Here is a 14,791-nt window from a genome sequence, read left to right on the forward strand (position 1 = left end):
CGCGCCGCCCCTGCGCGCGCCGCCGCCCCGCCCTGCCCTGCCCTACCCTGCCCCGCCCTGCCCCGCCCTGCCCTGAGAGGACCCGAAGTGTTCGAAAGCGCGCCCGATACAGCAGTTGGGGTGCTCTCGGTGCGTTTGTTCGCGGTGCTGAGGGAAGCATGGGTGTCGGCGGCGAGCCAGAGGGTCGCCTCGCTGCTGACCGTGGTCGTGGTGGCGGCGCTGTGTGTGACCGTGCTCGTGACGGCGGGGAGCGCGGAGGGCAGCGCTGAGACCGTACTCTCCAGCCTCGACGCGTCGGGAACGCGGTCGATCGTCGTGCGCGCCCAGGCTGGCTCCGGGCTCGACACGCGTGTGCTCGATCGGCTCCAGGGTGCCGCAGACATCGACTGGGTGGGGGCCTTCGGATTCGCCGACGACGTCACGAACGCGGCCTTCGAGGGCGGCGCGCGGGTTTCCCTGCGGCCCTACTACGGAACGGACCTCGGCGGTTCGGGTCTCCTGTCGACGGATGCCGCGACCCAGCTCGGTTTCGCCGCCGGTCTGGGAACGGCGGTCTCGGAGTCATCGGGACGGTCGTACGATCTCGCGAAGACCGTGGACCTGCCCGGGGAGCTGTCGTTCCTCGAACCGGTGGTGCTTGTGCCGACGGCGGTATCCGGGGTCGGGGGGGTACGGGTGGCGACGGGAGCGGGGTCGGCGGGGGTGCGGCCCAGCCGGTGGCGGTAGTGGTGGTGCGGGCGGCGTCACCCACGCTGGTGGGCGCGGTTGCGGCGGTGGTGAGTTCGGTGCTGGGGGTGGACGATCCGACCACCGTCACGGTGCAGACGAGCGAACAGCTGGCCTCGGTGCGGCAGCAGGTTGCGGGGCAGCTGGGGGACTACGGGCGCACACTCGTTCTGTCGGTCTTCGGTGCGGCCGCAGCACTGGTGGGCGCCATCCTGCTCGCGCTGGTGATGTTGCGTCGGCGAGACTTCGGGCGGCGTCGTGCGCTCGGGGCATCCCGATCGATCCTCGTCGCTCTGCTGCTCAGCCAGGTCGGGCTGCTCGCCGCGGTGGCGGTGCTGGTGGGCGTGACAGCGGCGCTCCTCCTGCTCGGTGTGCAGGGGTTGCCGCTGCCGACACCCGCCTTCACTATTGCCGTCGGGGTGCTCGCCATTGTCACAAGCCTGGTGGCCGCGGTGGTTCCGGCGCTGATCGCGTCGACCCGTGATCCGCTCCGCGAGCTGCGGGTCGCCTGAGGTCGAGCGCAGCCTGCGCGGTGGTCTGTAGGGTCGAAGTATGACGTCGACCACTACCGGGCTTGCCTCTTCGAGGTCGACCGGGGCGACGGTGGGGTCGTCAGACGCCGCAGTGGTGCCCGCAGTGTCACCCGCGACAGAGCCCGCTGTGCCGATGGTGGGTTCGGCCGGCAGGGCGGTGGCGGTATCCGGTGCATCCGCAGGCGCGTCCGTGCCCGCCACGGTGGTGCTCTCCCTCGAGGTGTGGACGGCGCTCGAGGCCCGTCACCAGGAGCGCGCGGATGACCTCACCGCAGGCTGGCGATCGCGGCGTGCAACAGGTGTGGCGCATCCGATCGACGACTTTCTCTTCACGTATTACCCGTACAAGCCGAGCCTGCTGCGAAGGTGGCACCCCGGCGCCGGAGTGACCCTGGCCGACACCGCCGATCGCGACCGTCATGCGTGGCGGTGGTACGCGCGAGTCGCCGGCCCGCGCAGCTCCGCCGCCACGGGCGCCCACAGCACGGTCGACGCGGCCGGGTTCCTCGCCGCCAGGGCGTCGACCGTCGACTTCATCGAGCGGCTGCTGCGCCAGACCGCCGCGCGCCCCGCGCAGTTCGGCTGTTTCGGACTCCACGAGTGGGCGATGGTCTACCGCGTTCCGGCGGGCGGGGTGCGTCACGAATTCCTTCCGCTGCGGCTGACCTCCGAACAGACCGACCGCGTCGTCGAGAGCAACCGCATCGCCTGTTCGCACTTCGACGCGTTCCGATTCTTCACGCCCGAAGCGGTCGGTACAAATGCCCTGCAGCCCACCCGCGAGTCACAGCCCGACCTCGAGCAGCCGGGCTGCCTGCACGCCGGCATGGACGTCTACAAATGGGCGATCAAACTCGGCCCGCTGGTTCCCGGCGAGGTGCTGCTCGACTGCTTCGAGCTCGCCCGCGACATCCGCCAGCTCGACATGCAGGCCTCGCCGTACGATGTGTCGTCGTTCGGGCTGCACCCCGTTCGAATCGAGACTCGGGACGGCAAGGCGGAGTACTCCCGGCGGCAGCGTGGCTTCAGAGACCGGTCGAATGCCCTGCGGATGAGAGTGGTCGCCGCCGTCGAGAGGGCCCGCGAGGTCGCCGCTGTCGAGACGACCCATGAGGTCACCGCCTCCATCTGACGCCTGCGCCTGTCCCGCGCCGTGCCCGCACCCGGCCCGCACCCGCACCGCAGCCGCCACGGCCCTGTCGCTGCTCGCGCCCTATCGCCCGCGCAGCCGCAGCCGCCCCGGCCCTGTCGCTGCTCGCACCCTATCGCCCGCGCAGCCGATCCACTTCGCGCCGCTCGCGTTTCGTCGGCCGCCCGGCGCCCCGATCGCGCGTGGCGACCAGCGCCACCGTCTCGCGCGGCGGCGGCGGGGGAGTCACATCGACCAGGCACTCGGCCGCGACCACGGCACCCACGCGCTTCACGACGGGGCGGCTGACGATGACGATGCGGTCGAATCCGGCACTGCGGATGCGCACCTCGTCACCCACCTTCACCGTCTGCGCGGCCTTGACCTTCTCGCCGTTGACCTTCACATGCCCCGCGCGGCAGGCCGCCGTCGCTGCCGACCGCGTCTTGAACAGCCGCACCGCCCAGGCCCAGCTGTCGACGCGGGCACTCACCAGGTCAGGCACGGATGCGACTCAGGATGCCCGGCGGTGCTCGCGCTCGCCACGACCGGCGACGGGAGTCTTCGCGGCGTTGTCGGTGTCGGCGTTGTCGGTGTCCTCGGTGTCGGTGTCGTCCGTGCCGGTGTCGTCCGTGTCAGTGGTGTCGGTGTCGTCGGCGAAGAGACTGCCGAGCTTGTCGACGTCGTCGATCTCGTCGGTTTCGTCGCGCACGATGTGGTGCTCGATGACAGCGGTGTGGCCGATGAGCGCTGGTTCGGGCTCCGCGGGCCGCCCCGCTAGCTGCTCCGGCCGGGCGGTGTCATCGTCTTCCGTTGCACCCTCTTGGGCTGCTGCGTCTTCGTGCGCAGCATCGTCATCGTCGTCGTCATCGGAGAGCGCCCAGCTGCCCGAGGGCACGTCGCCCTCCGACGCCTCGAACTCTACGTCGACCTCATCGCGCAGCTCAGCCTCGAACTCGGCGTCAGCCTCCTCGACCTCCGACAGCTGTGCGTCGCCGGAGTCGGCACCAACGGAACCACCTGCAGCGACGACACCCGCTCCCGTACCGACTGCAGTACTGGCACCGACATCAGCACCGGCACCCGCACCGACGTCACCCTCACCTTCCTCGGCCGACCCGTACAGTGCGTTCAGCACCAGCACCGCGGCGTCGTTCGCGCCGATCGCGTAGTCGCTGGTCTCGGTCTCGTCCACGAGCTGCGACGTCGCCACCTCTTCGATCTCGTCGAGGGTCGCGCGGGCGGCATCCACGTCAGCGGTGAGGGCGAGCCGACTCTGCTCGACGACGCTGATGAGCCGGGCGTCGGGAGCATTGTCGTTCGTCCACTCGCCCACATCGACGGTGCTGGCCAGCGCACCGACCGTCTGGTGGAGACGGTTTCGCCATTCGGAGCCCTCGGCGATGGCCCGGTCGCGCTGCGCGGTGAGGCTGCCGGCCTCGAGGCGGGCCTCCCTCAGCTGGACGGTCGTGGCCTCGGCCGCCGCGATCGCGGCTGCGAGCTCGGCCTGGAGGGCAGCGATGGCTGCGGCGTGCCTCACTCCGAGGGCCGCGACGGCAGCGTCATGGCGTGCTTCTGCCTCCTCGGCGGCCTGCACATTCGAAGAAGTGAGCGTGCCGACGGCGCCCGCGTGGGCGGCGTGCAGGGCCTCGATCTCGGCCTCGTGCTGCGCCCGCTGCTCCGCGGTGTCGTTCGTGAGCTGGGCCTCGAGACGGGCCACCTCTGCGTCGCGGTCGGCGACGAGCGCGGCGACCGTCGTGTCGCGGTCTGCTGCGAGCTCGGCCAGAGTGCGGTCGCGCTCCTCGGTCAGGGAGGCGACGGATGCCTCGTGCGATCCGAGCGTCGCAGCCAGCTCGGCAGCGTGGCTCGAATGGAGGCCTGAGACCTCGGCTTCGAGTTGCTCTCCCAGCTCGACGACCCGGGCGTCGGCGGTGCCGAGGCGAGCCGTCGTGTCGGCCAGGCGTTCGTCGAGGTCGGCCGCGCGGGCGCGGACGTCAGCCAGGTCTGCCTGTGTCTCCTCGAGGTGTGCCTGAAGATCGAGGCGGGCCTTGTCGCGGGACTGCCGGTCGTCGATCACCACGCCGAGGTGCGAACGGATGATCTCGAGCGGATCGCTCTCGGCATTCAGCTGGTCGACACGCGCGAGGGCGGGCGGCACGAAGGCGGGCTTGGCCGTCGGGTCGATGTAGACGTGAGTGAAGAGTTCGTCGGAGACGGGGCGGTAGCGCTGCTGGAACTCCGGGGTACCGAGTTTCACGGCCCAGTCGATGAAACGGATGGCTGTACGGTCGCGGCGGGTGAGCACATAGCCCATCTGGTTCATGGGGAGCGCAACAGTCGCCGCTGGCACGACGACCGTGGCTGCGGGCCGGGCAGCAGCGCCCTCGAGGGCATCGGTCTGTGTCTCGTCAGTCATGCATTCCAGACTACAGAGATCTCCTCGCCGGCACCCTCAGTCTTCCCACGGATAGTTCTCAGGCTGTCCGAGCGCTGCGCATAGCTTCTTCATAGCATTCGGGCGTTCTCTTGATCTTGCCCACGAGGGGCACCGAGAGGACATCATGGAAACCCCCGAGATCGACCCGCAGCCGGAGCAGCACCAGGTGGCACCCGCCGCCGCCGGGAGCACGACCCGCGAGAGGCGGATCTGGCGCCCGCGCAACTTTCTCATTCTCGGCGCGACGGCGGCCGCACTCGCCGTCGGCTGCCTCGGCGTGGGCGTGACGGTCACGGGTGTCCCCCTCGCGGTGGGTGCCGTCGCAGCAGCGACCGGTGCCTCAGACAGCAGCGCGGCATCCCGCTACCTCGACACCACCGGCGGCTCGGGCACCTCGACGCTCCCCGACGGCACCAATGGCTACGGCTACGGGTTCGGTGGCGGCTCGAGCAGTGGTTCCTCGGGCAGCAGCGGCTCGACGGGTTCGGGTTCCACCGGCAGCAGCACGACGGCTGCGACCGATGCGACGGATGCACAGGCCGTCGGTGTCGTCTTCATCAACACAGAGCTGAAGTACGAGAGCGCCAGCGCTGCCGGCACCGGCATCATCCTCACATCCGACGGCGAGATCCTCACCAACAACCACGTCGTCGAAGGCTCGACGAGCATCACTGTCACGATCGCCTCGACGGGCAAGACCTACACCGCGAAGGTCGTCGGAACCGACGCCACGAACGATGTCGCCGTGATCAAGCTCGAGGGAGCATCCGGACTCACCCCGGCGAAGCTCGACACCTCTGAGGCCCTCGCCGTGGGCGACGAGATCACCGGCGTCGGCAATGCCGGCGGCACCGGAACCCTCTCGGCCGCGGCCGGCACCGTCACCGGGCTCGAGCAGTCCGTCACCACGCAGGCCGAGGGATCGGCCGCGGGCGAGACGCTCGACGGCATGATCCAGATCGCCGCCGACATCCAGTCCGGCGACTCGGGCGGGCCGCTGTACGACGCCGACGGCGAGGTCGTCGGCATCGATACGGCGGCCTCCAGCGGCAGCTCGGATGTCACCGGCTTCGCCATCCCGATCACCGACGCGCTCACCATCGCGAAGCAGGTCGAGGCCGGCACCGAGTCGGGCACTGTCAGCCTCGGCTACCCCGCGTTCCTCGGTGTGGAGATCGCGAGCGACGCGACCAGCACGTACCCCGGCTCGAGTTCGCGCGGCAGCGGTTCCACCGGCTCGGGCACCAGCGGCTCGACCGGTTCGACCAGCACCGCAAGCGGCGCCACCGTTGCCGGCGTGATCGCCGACACCCCCGCCGCCACGTCGGGCCTCGTCGCCGGTGACGTCATCACCGCCGTCGATGGAATCGCGGTCGCCTCCGGCACCGAGCTCACCACCGCCCTGAAGGCCTACAATCCGGGCGACACCGTGTCGATCACCTACACGGATGCCGCGGGCACCAGCCAGACGGTCACCGTCACCCTCGTGCAGGGCCCGGTCGGCTGACCCGGCCCGCGTCGTCCGGCCCGCTTTTGCGCAAAACGTGTGCCGACACCGGTCGGGGCGCGCACGGCCTGCGCGGAACATCAGGTGGTTCGCGCCGCGAGACCGGTGTTGATCGAGTCGGTGAGCTGCGCATCCACGGCCCGGGGAGCCCCGTCGACCGAGCGGATGGGCGCCGCATTGCGCACGCTCGAGACGAGCCAGGCCGCATCGGCCGCGCGGAGGTCGGCCGGCGTCAGGCTCTCGTAGGCGGTCTTGAAACCGTTGAGCGTCGCGATCTCGAACACGCTGTGCTGCGTGGTGCCCGGCAGGATGCCGAGGTCGGGCCGCGGCGTCACGAATGTCTCGCCGAGCTTCAGGATGATCGTGGCCGTCGGTCCCTCGAGCAACAGTCCGTCGGAGGAGACGAAGACCACGTCATCGGCACCGCGCCGCGCGGCCTCGCGGAGCGCCGCTCTGTTGATCGCGTACGACAGCGTCTTGGCGCCCTGCAGAAGCCACGGGGAGGTCTGGGCAACGGTGCTGGGGTAACCGCGGTCGAGGAGAACCACGTCGATACCCTCGGTGCGCTGTCGGGTGAAGTCGCCGCTCTGTTGCATCCAGGCCCAGCCGGTGGGCAGGGGCTGCCCCTCCACGCCGCGCGAGTAGACCAGCTTGATGAACGCCTCCTCCACCGGGTCGTGCGTGTCGACAGCGGCGAAGACGGTTGTGCGCCAGGCGTCGAGGTCGGGGGTCGGGAGGTCGAGCAACTCGGCCGACCGTTCGAGGCGGGTGAGGTGTGCATCCAGAGCCTGCGGAATGCCATCGATCACCGTGATGGTCTCGAAGACGCCGTCGCCGCGGGTGATGCCGAGATCGAGGGCGTTCGCGACCGGTGCTGCAGGGTCGAGCCTGTCGAAGACGGGCGCTGAGGCACCCGCGGTGACGGCGCCCTCGTCGTGGGCGACGGTGGACGGGGAGCGCAGAACGAGCAGTACGGGAGAGACCATGGCACCCATTATCGACCGTCCTCGGCCAGTCAGTCGGTGGCAGGGGTCGTGACAAAGTCGATCAGCTGTTCGACCCGGCCCAGCAGCTCCGGTTCGAGGTCGGTGTAGCTGCGCACTCGGCCCAGGATGCGCTGCCATGCGGCCGCGATGTCGGTCTGGTCGTCGTGCGGCCAGCCGAGGGACTGGCAGATGCCGTGCTTCCACTCGATGGTGCGCGGGATGCTCGGCCAGGCCGTGATGCCGAGTCGCTCCGGTTTCACGGCCTGCCAGATGTCGATGTACGGATGCCCGACGATCAGCACGGCGTCTTCGCCCTGGCTTCGCATCACCTGTTCGGCGATTCGGCTCTCCTTCGAGCGTTCGACGAGGTGATCGACGAGGACACCGACGCGGCGCGCGGGCGTCGGACGGAACTCGGCCAGGACCGCGTCGAGGTGGTCGACGCCCTCCAGGTATTCCACGACCACACCTTCGCCGCGCAGGTCGTCTCCCCAGACCTTCTCGACGAGCTCGGCGTCGTGGCGGCCCTCCACGAAGATGCGGCTCGCTCGGGCGACCCGGGCCCGGGCATCCGGAGCCTTCACCGAACCCGACGCCGTGCGGAGCGCACCTTTCGCGCTGGCCGACGGCGCGACCAGGATGACCGGGGTTCCCTCATACAGAAAGCCTCCGCCGAGCGGGAACATACGCCGCTTTCCGTTGCGGTCTTCGAGCTGCACCATCTTGCCCTCGACGGCCGTCACCGAGCCGCAGAAGTCGCTCGCCACGTCTTCGACGACGAGGTCGAACGCGGCTTCGCGGGTGGGAACGGCGGCCCGAACCCGACGCCTTGAGAAGTCGGCGAGCACATCGTTGCTGTAGCGGTCGAAGGTCACCCGCCCGACGCTAGTGTACGAAACGGGCGCCGCAGAAAATCGACTCGCGACTTGTGCACATCCGCTTTTCGTACAGGGCCGATCAGCTACGCTGGTCACCAGTAAGGAGGCCATCGACAATGCCAGACGAGAGCGACAGCGCCGCACCGGGCACGAGTGCCATCGGCACCGCCTACACCGACAACACGATGAACCTCACGGGCGAGTTCGCGGCCCAGATGGCCGCCCTCGAGGGCGGCGTCACCCCCGAGGAGCTCGACGCCATCGCGGCCCTGCCTTCCGGGTCGGCGCTGCTGATCGTGCGCAGGGGCCCGAGCGCGGGTGCCCGCTTCCTGCTCGACAAGCTGACCACGACGGTCGGTCGGCACCCCGACGCCGACATCTTCCTCGACGATGTGACGGTCTCCCGCCGCCACGTCGAGTTCTCCCGCTCGGGCACCATTTTCACGGTGCGCGACCTGCACTCGCTGAACGGCACCTACTTCGATGGGGTCAGGGTCGACGACGCCCTCCTGACCGATGGCTCTGAGATCCAGATCGGCAAGTTCCGTCTCACCTTCTATCCCTCACGTCGTGACGTGGCGGCGAACGCCGACGCCTAGTGGCGGCTCTCTCCGCCCGCTTCGATGAAGGGCGGCTGCTCAGCATCGGTCAGGTACTCGCCCAGCTGAGCCCCGAGTTTCCCGACATCAGCCCGTCGAAGCTGCGCTTTCTCGAAGAGCGCGGTCTGGTGAGCCCGGCCCGCACCCAGTCGGGCTACCGCAAGTTCTCCAACGCCGACGTCGAACGCCTGCGCCTCGTTCTGGCCATGCAGCGCGACTGCTACCTGCCGCTCAACGTGATCAAGCAGTACCTGCACGACGTCGACGCCGGGCTGAACCCCGCGATGCCGGGCGGAACCTCCGCCACGGTGCCCTCGATGCTCGGTGGCGCACGCCGTCTCTCGCGCGACGACCTGCTCGCCGAGACGCGGGCGACACCCCAGCTGCTCAACGATGCGGTGAGCGCCTCCCTGGTGACCGCGAGCGAGACCTACGGCGACGACGCGGTCGGGGTGCTGAAGGCGATGGTCGAGCTGCAGAAGGTGGGCATCGAGCCTCGGCACCTGCGCGGGTTCCGCGCGGCGGCCGACCGGGAGGTGGGGTTGATCGAGAGCGCACTGTTGCCGGTGGCCCGCCGCAACACGGTCTCGAGCCGCGCGCAGATCGCCGACCGCGCGAGCGAGATCTCGGCGCAGCTCGAAATCGTGAGAACCAGCCTCATCCGGTCGGCGCTCGGCAAGCTCGCACCGTAAGGTGGGGGGCCGGGGCGCGTGCCGGTTCGAACGACACGCCGGGGCACTTGGCCCGATGTCGTTGCTCGCAGAACCCTGCGTCGATAGCGTGGGTAGAAGAAGTACGAGAGAGGCAGACGATGAGTGAGCATGTCCATGGCGGGGAAGCCCGCTACGACCAGGGCCTGCTCTTCACCGACGGTCTTCCCGAGCTCGACACCGCTGCGGGCTACCGCGGTGCGGTCGCCGCACGGGCCGCAGGCATCACGTACCGCCAGCTCGACTACTGGGCGCGCACGTCGCTCGTCGAGCCGACCGTTCGGGGTGCCGCCGGATCGGGTTCGCAGCGTCTCTACGGTTTTCGCGACATCCTGGTTCTCAAGCTCGTCAAGCGACTGCTCGACACGGGCATCTCGCTCCAGCAGATCCGCACGGCCATCGAGCAGCTGCGGGAGTCGGGCGTCACCGACCTGGCGCAGACCACGCTGATGAGCGACGGCGCGAGTGTCTACCTCTGCACGTCGAACGACGAGGTCATCGACCTCGTCAGCCGCGGCCAGGGCGTCTTCGGCATCGCCGTCGGCAAGGTCCTCCGCGAGGTGGAGTCCTCCCTCGTCGAACTCGGCACCGACGTGGCCGACCCGCTCGACGAGCTCGCCGCTCGTCGCGCCGCCCGCTCGGCCTGACGCCCGCTCGGCCTGACCCCCCGCTCGGCCTGACGCCCGCTCGGCCTGACCCCCGTCCGACCGGCCGCGCCGGCTCTCCGCTCGCACGGCCCCACCACCCATCCTCCGGCATCCGGTCGCGAACTCGTGCGTGAAAGAGGATCAGAGCTCGCACTGAGCCCGTGGTGGCCCCACCCACCCGCGTCATCCTCTTCTACGCCACGAGGCGCCGGCGGGGCACACGGGATTGCCGAGGGGCTCCCAAGGTGGGAGCGCGGTGGGTTGAAGTGCGGGGAGGTCGGCTGGGCCTAGCGGTCGGCGGGGGTGCGACCGGCTACGGCCGGTGCCGCGGAGTCGGCGTAGTCGCCGATGCGACCCGTGCGCATGACGCGCTCCAGCAGCAGGTCGAAGTTGCGCGCCATCTCCTGGGCGCCCTCGCCGGGCCAGACGTGCAGGGCCTTCGCTGCGCCCTGGGCCTGCTGCAGCGATGTGCGCTCCGGCAGCTGTGGTGAGAGCACCAGCGGCCCGAACATGTCGCGCAGCTCCTTGATGCGGAACTGGTGCTCGAGCGACTGGGACCGCACGCGGTTCACGATGATGCCGAGGGGCTGGAGGCGTGGCGACAGCCCGCGACGGATCTCCTCGATCGCGCGGAGTGCCCGGTCGGCGGCAGCCACGGAGAACAGCCCGGGCTCGGTCACGACGGCGACACGGTCGCTGGCCGCCCAGGCCGTGCGTGTCAGGGCGTTCAGCGAGGGGGCACAGTCGATGAGCACGAGGTCGTAGTCACTCTCGACGGTCGCCAGAGCCTCTTCGAGTTTCCAGATGTCTCGGATCGACGGATGCGGCCCATCGAAGTTCAGCGCCGACGGCGACCCGATGAGCACGTCGATTGTGCCGCCGCGGTCTTTCGTCCAGCCGGAGGGTGCGATGGCCGCCCGCACGATCTTCTCTTTGGGCGACGCCAGAACGTCGGCCACGTTCAGGTGGCCCGAGACGTTGATGTCCATTCCCGTCGACACATCCGACTGCGGATCGAGGTCGACGACGAGGGTGCGCAGGCCCTTCGCGAAGGCCGCGGAAGCCAGGCCGAGGGTGACGGTTGTCTTACCGACCCCGCCCTTGAGTGAGCTGACGCTGAGTACATGCACAATCGACTACGTTACCTTCACTAGGCTGAGAGAACCTAACTGTCTCCTGTATGCCGCATGGACGCCGCACTGCTTCGGAAGGACCGTATGTTCACCAAGATTCTGGTTGCAAACCGGGGAGAAATCGCCATCCGGGCGTTCCGAGCGGCGGTCGAGCTCGGCGCCAAGACGGTGGCTGTCTTTCCGTACGAAGACCGCAACTCGATGCACCGGCTCAAGGCCGACGAGGCGTACCAGATCGGGGAGATCGGGCACCCGGTGCGGGCCTATCTCGACGTGAGCGAGATCATCCGTGTGGCCAGGGAGTCGGGCGCCGACGCGATCTACCCCGGCTACGGCTTTCTGAGCGAGAACCCCGAGTTGGCCTCCGCGGCTGCCGCGGCCGGCATCACCTTCATCGGCCCCGCGACCGACGTTCTCGAGATGGCCGGCAACAAGGTTACCGCGAAGGAGCACGCCATCGCGGCCGGCGTGCCCGTTCTGCGCTCCACCCCGGCGTCGCGCGACCTCGACGAGTTGCTCGCCGGTGCCCACGAGATCGGCTTCCCGATCTTCGCCAAGGCGGTTGCCGGCGGCGGCGGGCGGGGGATGCGCCGGGTCGAGACGAAGGAAGAGCTGCGCAGCGCCCTCGAGGCAGCGATGCGCGAAGCCGACAGTGCGTTCGGCGACCCGACGATGTTCCTCGAGCAGGCGGTGCTGCGACCGCGCCACATCGAGGTGCAGATCCTCGCCGACACGCACGGATCGACGGTGCACCTGTTCGAGCGGGACTGCTCTGTTCAGCGGCGCAACCAGAAGGTCGTCGAGATCGCTCCGGCCCCGAACATCAGCGACGAGCTTCGCGAAGCGCTGCACAGCGATGCGATCAAGTTCGCCAAGTCCATCCACTATGTCAACGCCGGGACCGTCGAGTTCCTTGTCGACACCGTCGGCGACCGCGCCGGTCAGCACGTCTTCATCGAGATGAACCCGCGCATCCAGGTCGAGCACACCGTGACCGAGGAGGTCACCGACGTCGACCTCGTGCAGTCGCAGATGCTCATCGCCTCGGGGTCCACCCTCGAAGAACTCGGCCTCGTGCAGGAGAAGATCGTATTGCGGGGTGCTGCGTTGCAGTGCCGCATCACCACCGAAGACCCGAATGCCGGCTTCCGCCCCGACACGGGCAAGATCACCACCTACCGGTCGCCCGGTGGGTCGGGAATCCGGCTCGACGGCGGCACGGTCGCCGCGGGCGCGCAGATCAGCCCGCACTTCGATTCCATGCTCGTGAAACTGACCTGTCGCGGGCGCGACTTCCCGGCGGCCGTTCGCCGCTCGAAGCGCGCCCTTGCCGAGTTCCGCATCCGCGGCGTCTCCACGAACATCCCGTTCCTGCAGGCGGTGCTCGAGGACCCGTCGTTCGCGGCCGGCGATCTGTCGACGAGCTTCATCGAGGAGCGTCCGCAGCTCTTCGCCACCCATGTGTCGAAGGACCGCGGGTCGAAGATCGTCAACTGGCTGGCCGACGTCACCGTGAACCAGCCGAACGGCAAGCGCCAAGGCTCCGTCGACCCCGTCGCGAAGCTGCCCGCCATCGACATCTCCGCGCCCGCACCCGACGGCTCACGCCAGCGGCTGCTCGCGCTCGGCCCCATCGGCTTCGCACAAGACCTGCGCGCACAGACCGCCCTGGCGGTCACCGAGACGACGATGCGGGATGCTCACCAGTCCCTGCTCGCCACGCGCGTGCGCACGAAGGACCTCCTGGCTGTCGCACCCTACGTCGCCCGCATGACCCCTGAGCTGCTGAGCGTCGAGGCGTGGGGCGGAGCGACCTACGACGTCGCGCTGCGCTTCCTCGGCGAGGACCCGTGGGAGCGGCTCGCGTCGCTTCGCGAGGCCCTGCCGAACGTCAACATCCAGATGCTGTTGCGGGGTCGCAACACGGTGGGCTACACGCCATACCCCACCGAGGTGACCGACGCGTTCGTGAAGGAGGCGGCATCCACCGGCGTCGACATCTTCCGCATCTTCGACGCGCTCAACGACGTGAACCAGATGCGTCCCGCGATCGACTCGGTGCTGACGACCGGCACCACGCTGGCAGAGGTCGCGGTCTGCTACACCGGCGACCTGCTCGACCCGGCCGAAGACCTCTACACGCTCGACTACTACCTGCGGCTCGCCGACGACATCGTGAAGAGCGGCGCGCACATCCTCGCCATCAAGGACATGGCCGGGTTGCTGCGGCCCTACGCCGCTGAGAAGCTGGTGACGGCGTTCCGCGAGAACTTCGACCTGCCGGTGCACGTACACACTCACGACACGGCGGGCGGGCAGCTCGCGACGCTCCTCGCGGCGAGTCGCGCCGGGGCCGACGCAGTGGATGTCGCGAGTGCACCGATGTCGGGCACGACCTCGCAGCCCAGTGCGTCCGCGCTCGTCGCGGCGCTCGCTCACACCGAGCGTGATACCGGCCTGTCGCTCTTGGCGGTCTCCGACCTCGAGCCCTACTGGGAGGCCGTGCGGGCGCTCTACCACCCCTTCGAATCCGGACTCCCGGGGCCGACCGGGCGGGTGTACAAGCACGAGATCCCGGGTGGGCAACTGTCGAACCTCCGCCAGCAGGCCATCGCGCTGGGCCTGGCCGACCACTTCGAGAAGATCGAAGACCTGTATGCGGCGGCCAACGGCATCCTGGGTCGCATCCCGAAGGTGACGCCGTCGTCGAAGGTGGTGGGCGACCTGGCCCTGCACCTGGCGGCGGTCGGCGCCGATCCCGCCGACTTCGCCGAGAACCCCCAGAACTACGACATTCCCGACTCGGTGGTCGGGTTCATGGCCGGGGAGCTGGGCGACCTGCCGGGCGGATGGCCGGAGCCTTTCCGAACGAAAGTCCTCGAGGGGCGCACCGTGAGTGTGGGTGTCACCGAGATCAGCGACGACGACAGGGCGCTGATCGGTGCCGAGGCCAGCTCGGCCGACCGGCGGCGTACGCTCAACCGCCTGCTCTTTCCGGGGCCCACAGCGGCCTTCGAACAGCAGCGCGAGACGTACGGCGACCTCTCCGTCGTCGAGACGGCCGACTACCTGTTCGGGTTGCAGCAGGGTGAAGAGCACGTCGTCGAGATTGAGAAGGGCGTGCGACTGTTCATCGGCTTGGAGGCGATCGGCGAGGTCGACGACAAGGGGATGCGCGCGGTCATGACCATTCTGAACGGGCAGTTGCGACCGGTGGTGGTGCGCGACCAGAACGTGAAGGTCACGGTGACGCAGGCGGAGAAGGCGGATGCCTCGAAGCCGGGCCAGGTCGCGGCGCCGTTCTCGGGTGTCGTGACCCTCAAGGTCGAGCAGGGCACGGTGATCGCGGCCGGCGACGCCATCGCGACCATCGAGGCGATGAAGATGGAGGCGGCGATCACCTCGCCCGTCGGCGGTACGGTGCGGCGCCTGGCCATCCCCACGACGCAGCAGGTCGAGGCGGGCGACCTCCTGGTGGTCGTCGAGCCGTGAGGTGAGCGCGGCGG

At 69.3% G+C, this 14,791-nt stretch carries 13 protein-coding genes; 8 read left to right on the top strand and 5 right to left on the bottom strand.

Features of this window, described 5'->3' with window-relative positions; all coding sequences use genetic code 11:
* Positions 1-87: 87 nt before the first annotated feature.
* The 3 genes from B7R24_RS06635 (at position 88) to B7R24_RS06645 (ending at position 2,391) form a co-directional block, all read left to right on the top strand.
* Positions 88-726, top strand: a complete 639-nt coding sequence (locus tag B7R24_RS06635) for a hypothetical protein (RefSeq protein ID WP_147303988.1) — start codon at positions 88-90, stop codon at positions 724-726.
* Positions 717-1,238, top strand: a complete 522-nt coding sequence (locus B7R24_RS06640) for an FtsX-like permease family protein (protein WP_147303989.1) — start codon at positions 717-719, stop codon at positions 1,236-1,238. Before B7R24_RS06635 ends, B7R24_RS06640 begins: the two co-directional genes overlap by 10 nt.
* 154 nt (positions 1,239-1,392) lie before the next feature.
* Entirely contained in the window at positions 1,393-2,391 is a 999-nt protein-coding gene (locus tag B7R24_RS06645; RefSeq protein ID WP_437123516.1) for a 3-methyladenine DNA glycosylase, read from the top strand.
* A gap of 130 nt (positions 2,392-2,521) precedes the next feature.
* Here the strand turns inward: B7R24_RS06645 and B7R24_RS06650 are convergent, their stop codons facing one another.
* The gene (locus tag B7R24_RS06650; RefSeq protein ID WP_253259311.1) at positions 2,522-2,893 is read right to left on the bottom strand and encodes an RNA-binding S4 domain-containing protein; all 372 of its coding nucleotides are present in this window, start codon (positions 2,891-2,893) and stop codon (positions 2,522-2,524) included.
* Positions 2,894-2,902: 9 nt separating this feature from the next.
* Complete coding sequence (locus B7R24_RS06655) at positions 2,903-4,804, bottom strand: hypothetical protein (protein ID WP_116418190.1); 1,902 nt, start codon at positions 4,802-4,804, stop codon at positions 2,903-2,905.
* A gap of 145 nt (positions 4,805-4,949) precedes the next feature.
* Between B7R24_RS06655 and B7R24_RS06660 the strand changes: the two genes are divergently transcribed.
* Entirely contained in the window at positions 4,950-6,332 is a 1,383-nt protein-coding gene (locus tag B7R24_RS06660; RefSeq protein WP_116418191.1) for a S1C family serine protease, read from the top strand.
* An 80-nt stretch (positions 6,333-6,412) separates the two neighbouring features.
* Here B7R24_RS06660 and B7R24_RS06665 read toward each other — a convergent pair whose 3' ends face one another.
* Positions 6,413-7,318 carry an aminodeoxychorismate lyase gene (locus B7R24_RS06665; protein ID WP_116418458.1) on the bottom strand — a complete coding sequence of 302 codons (906 nt, stop codon included), beginning with the start codon at positions 7,316-7,318 and terminating at the stop codon, positions 6,413-6,415.
* Between the two features lie 29 nt (positions 7,319-7,347).
* Positions 7,348-8,193, bottom strand: coding sequence for a DUF3097 domain-containing protein (locus tag B7R24_RS06670; protein WP_301182463.1), 846 nt, complete (start codon positions 8,191-8,193; stop codon positions 7,348-7,350).
* 119 nt (positions 8,194-8,312) lie between these two features.
* Between B7R24_RS06670 and B7R24_RS06675 the strand changes: the two genes are divergently transcribed.
* The 3 genes from B7R24_RS06675 (at position 8,313) to B7R24_RS06685 (ending at position 10,152) form a co-directional block, all read left to right on the top strand.
* On the top strand, positions 8,313-8,795 hold the full coding sequence (locus B7R24_RS06675; RefSeq protein ID WP_437123513.1) for an FHA domain-containing protein: 483 nt from the start codon (positions 8,313-8,315) through the stop codon (positions 8,793-8,795).
* Positions 8,795-9,487, top strand: coding sequence for a transcriptional regulator FtsR (ftsR, locus tag B7R24_RS06680; RefSeq protein WP_116418193.1), 693 nt, complete (start codon positions 8,795-8,797; stop codon positions 9,485-9,487). Before B7R24_RS06675 ends, ftsR begins: the two co-directional genes overlap by 1 nt.
* 119 nt (positions 9,488-9,606) lie before the next feature.
* Entirely contained in the window at positions 9,607-10,152 is a 546-nt protein-coding gene (locus B7R24_RS06685) for a MerR family transcriptional regulator (RefSeq protein WP_116418194.1), read from the top strand.
* 287 nt (positions 10,153-10,439) lie between these two features.
* Here B7R24_RS06685 and B7R24_RS06690 read toward each other — a convergent pair whose 3' ends face one another.
* Positions 10,440-11,282 carry a ParA family protein gene (locus B7R24_RS06690; RefSeq protein WP_116418195.1) on the bottom strand — a complete coding sequence of 281 codons (843 nt, stop codon included), beginning with the start codon at positions 11,280-11,282 and terminating at the stop codon, positions 10,440-10,442.
* A gap of 87 nt (positions 11,283-11,369) precedes the next feature.
* On the opposite strand from B7R24_RS06690, the gene B7R24_RS06695 reads away from it, so the two are divergent.
* Entirely contained in the window at positions 11,370-14,777 is a 3,408-nt protein-coding gene (locus tag B7R24_RS06695; RefSeq protein ID WP_116418460.1) for a pyruvate carboxylase, read from the top strand.
* Positions 14,778-14,791 lie beyond the last annotated feature (14 nt).

It is taken from the genome of Subtercola boreus (assembly GCF_003399645.1).
GTDB classification, from domain to species: Bacteria; Actinomycetota; Actinomycetes; order Actinomycetales; family Microbacteriaceae; genus Subtercola; species Subtercola boreus_A.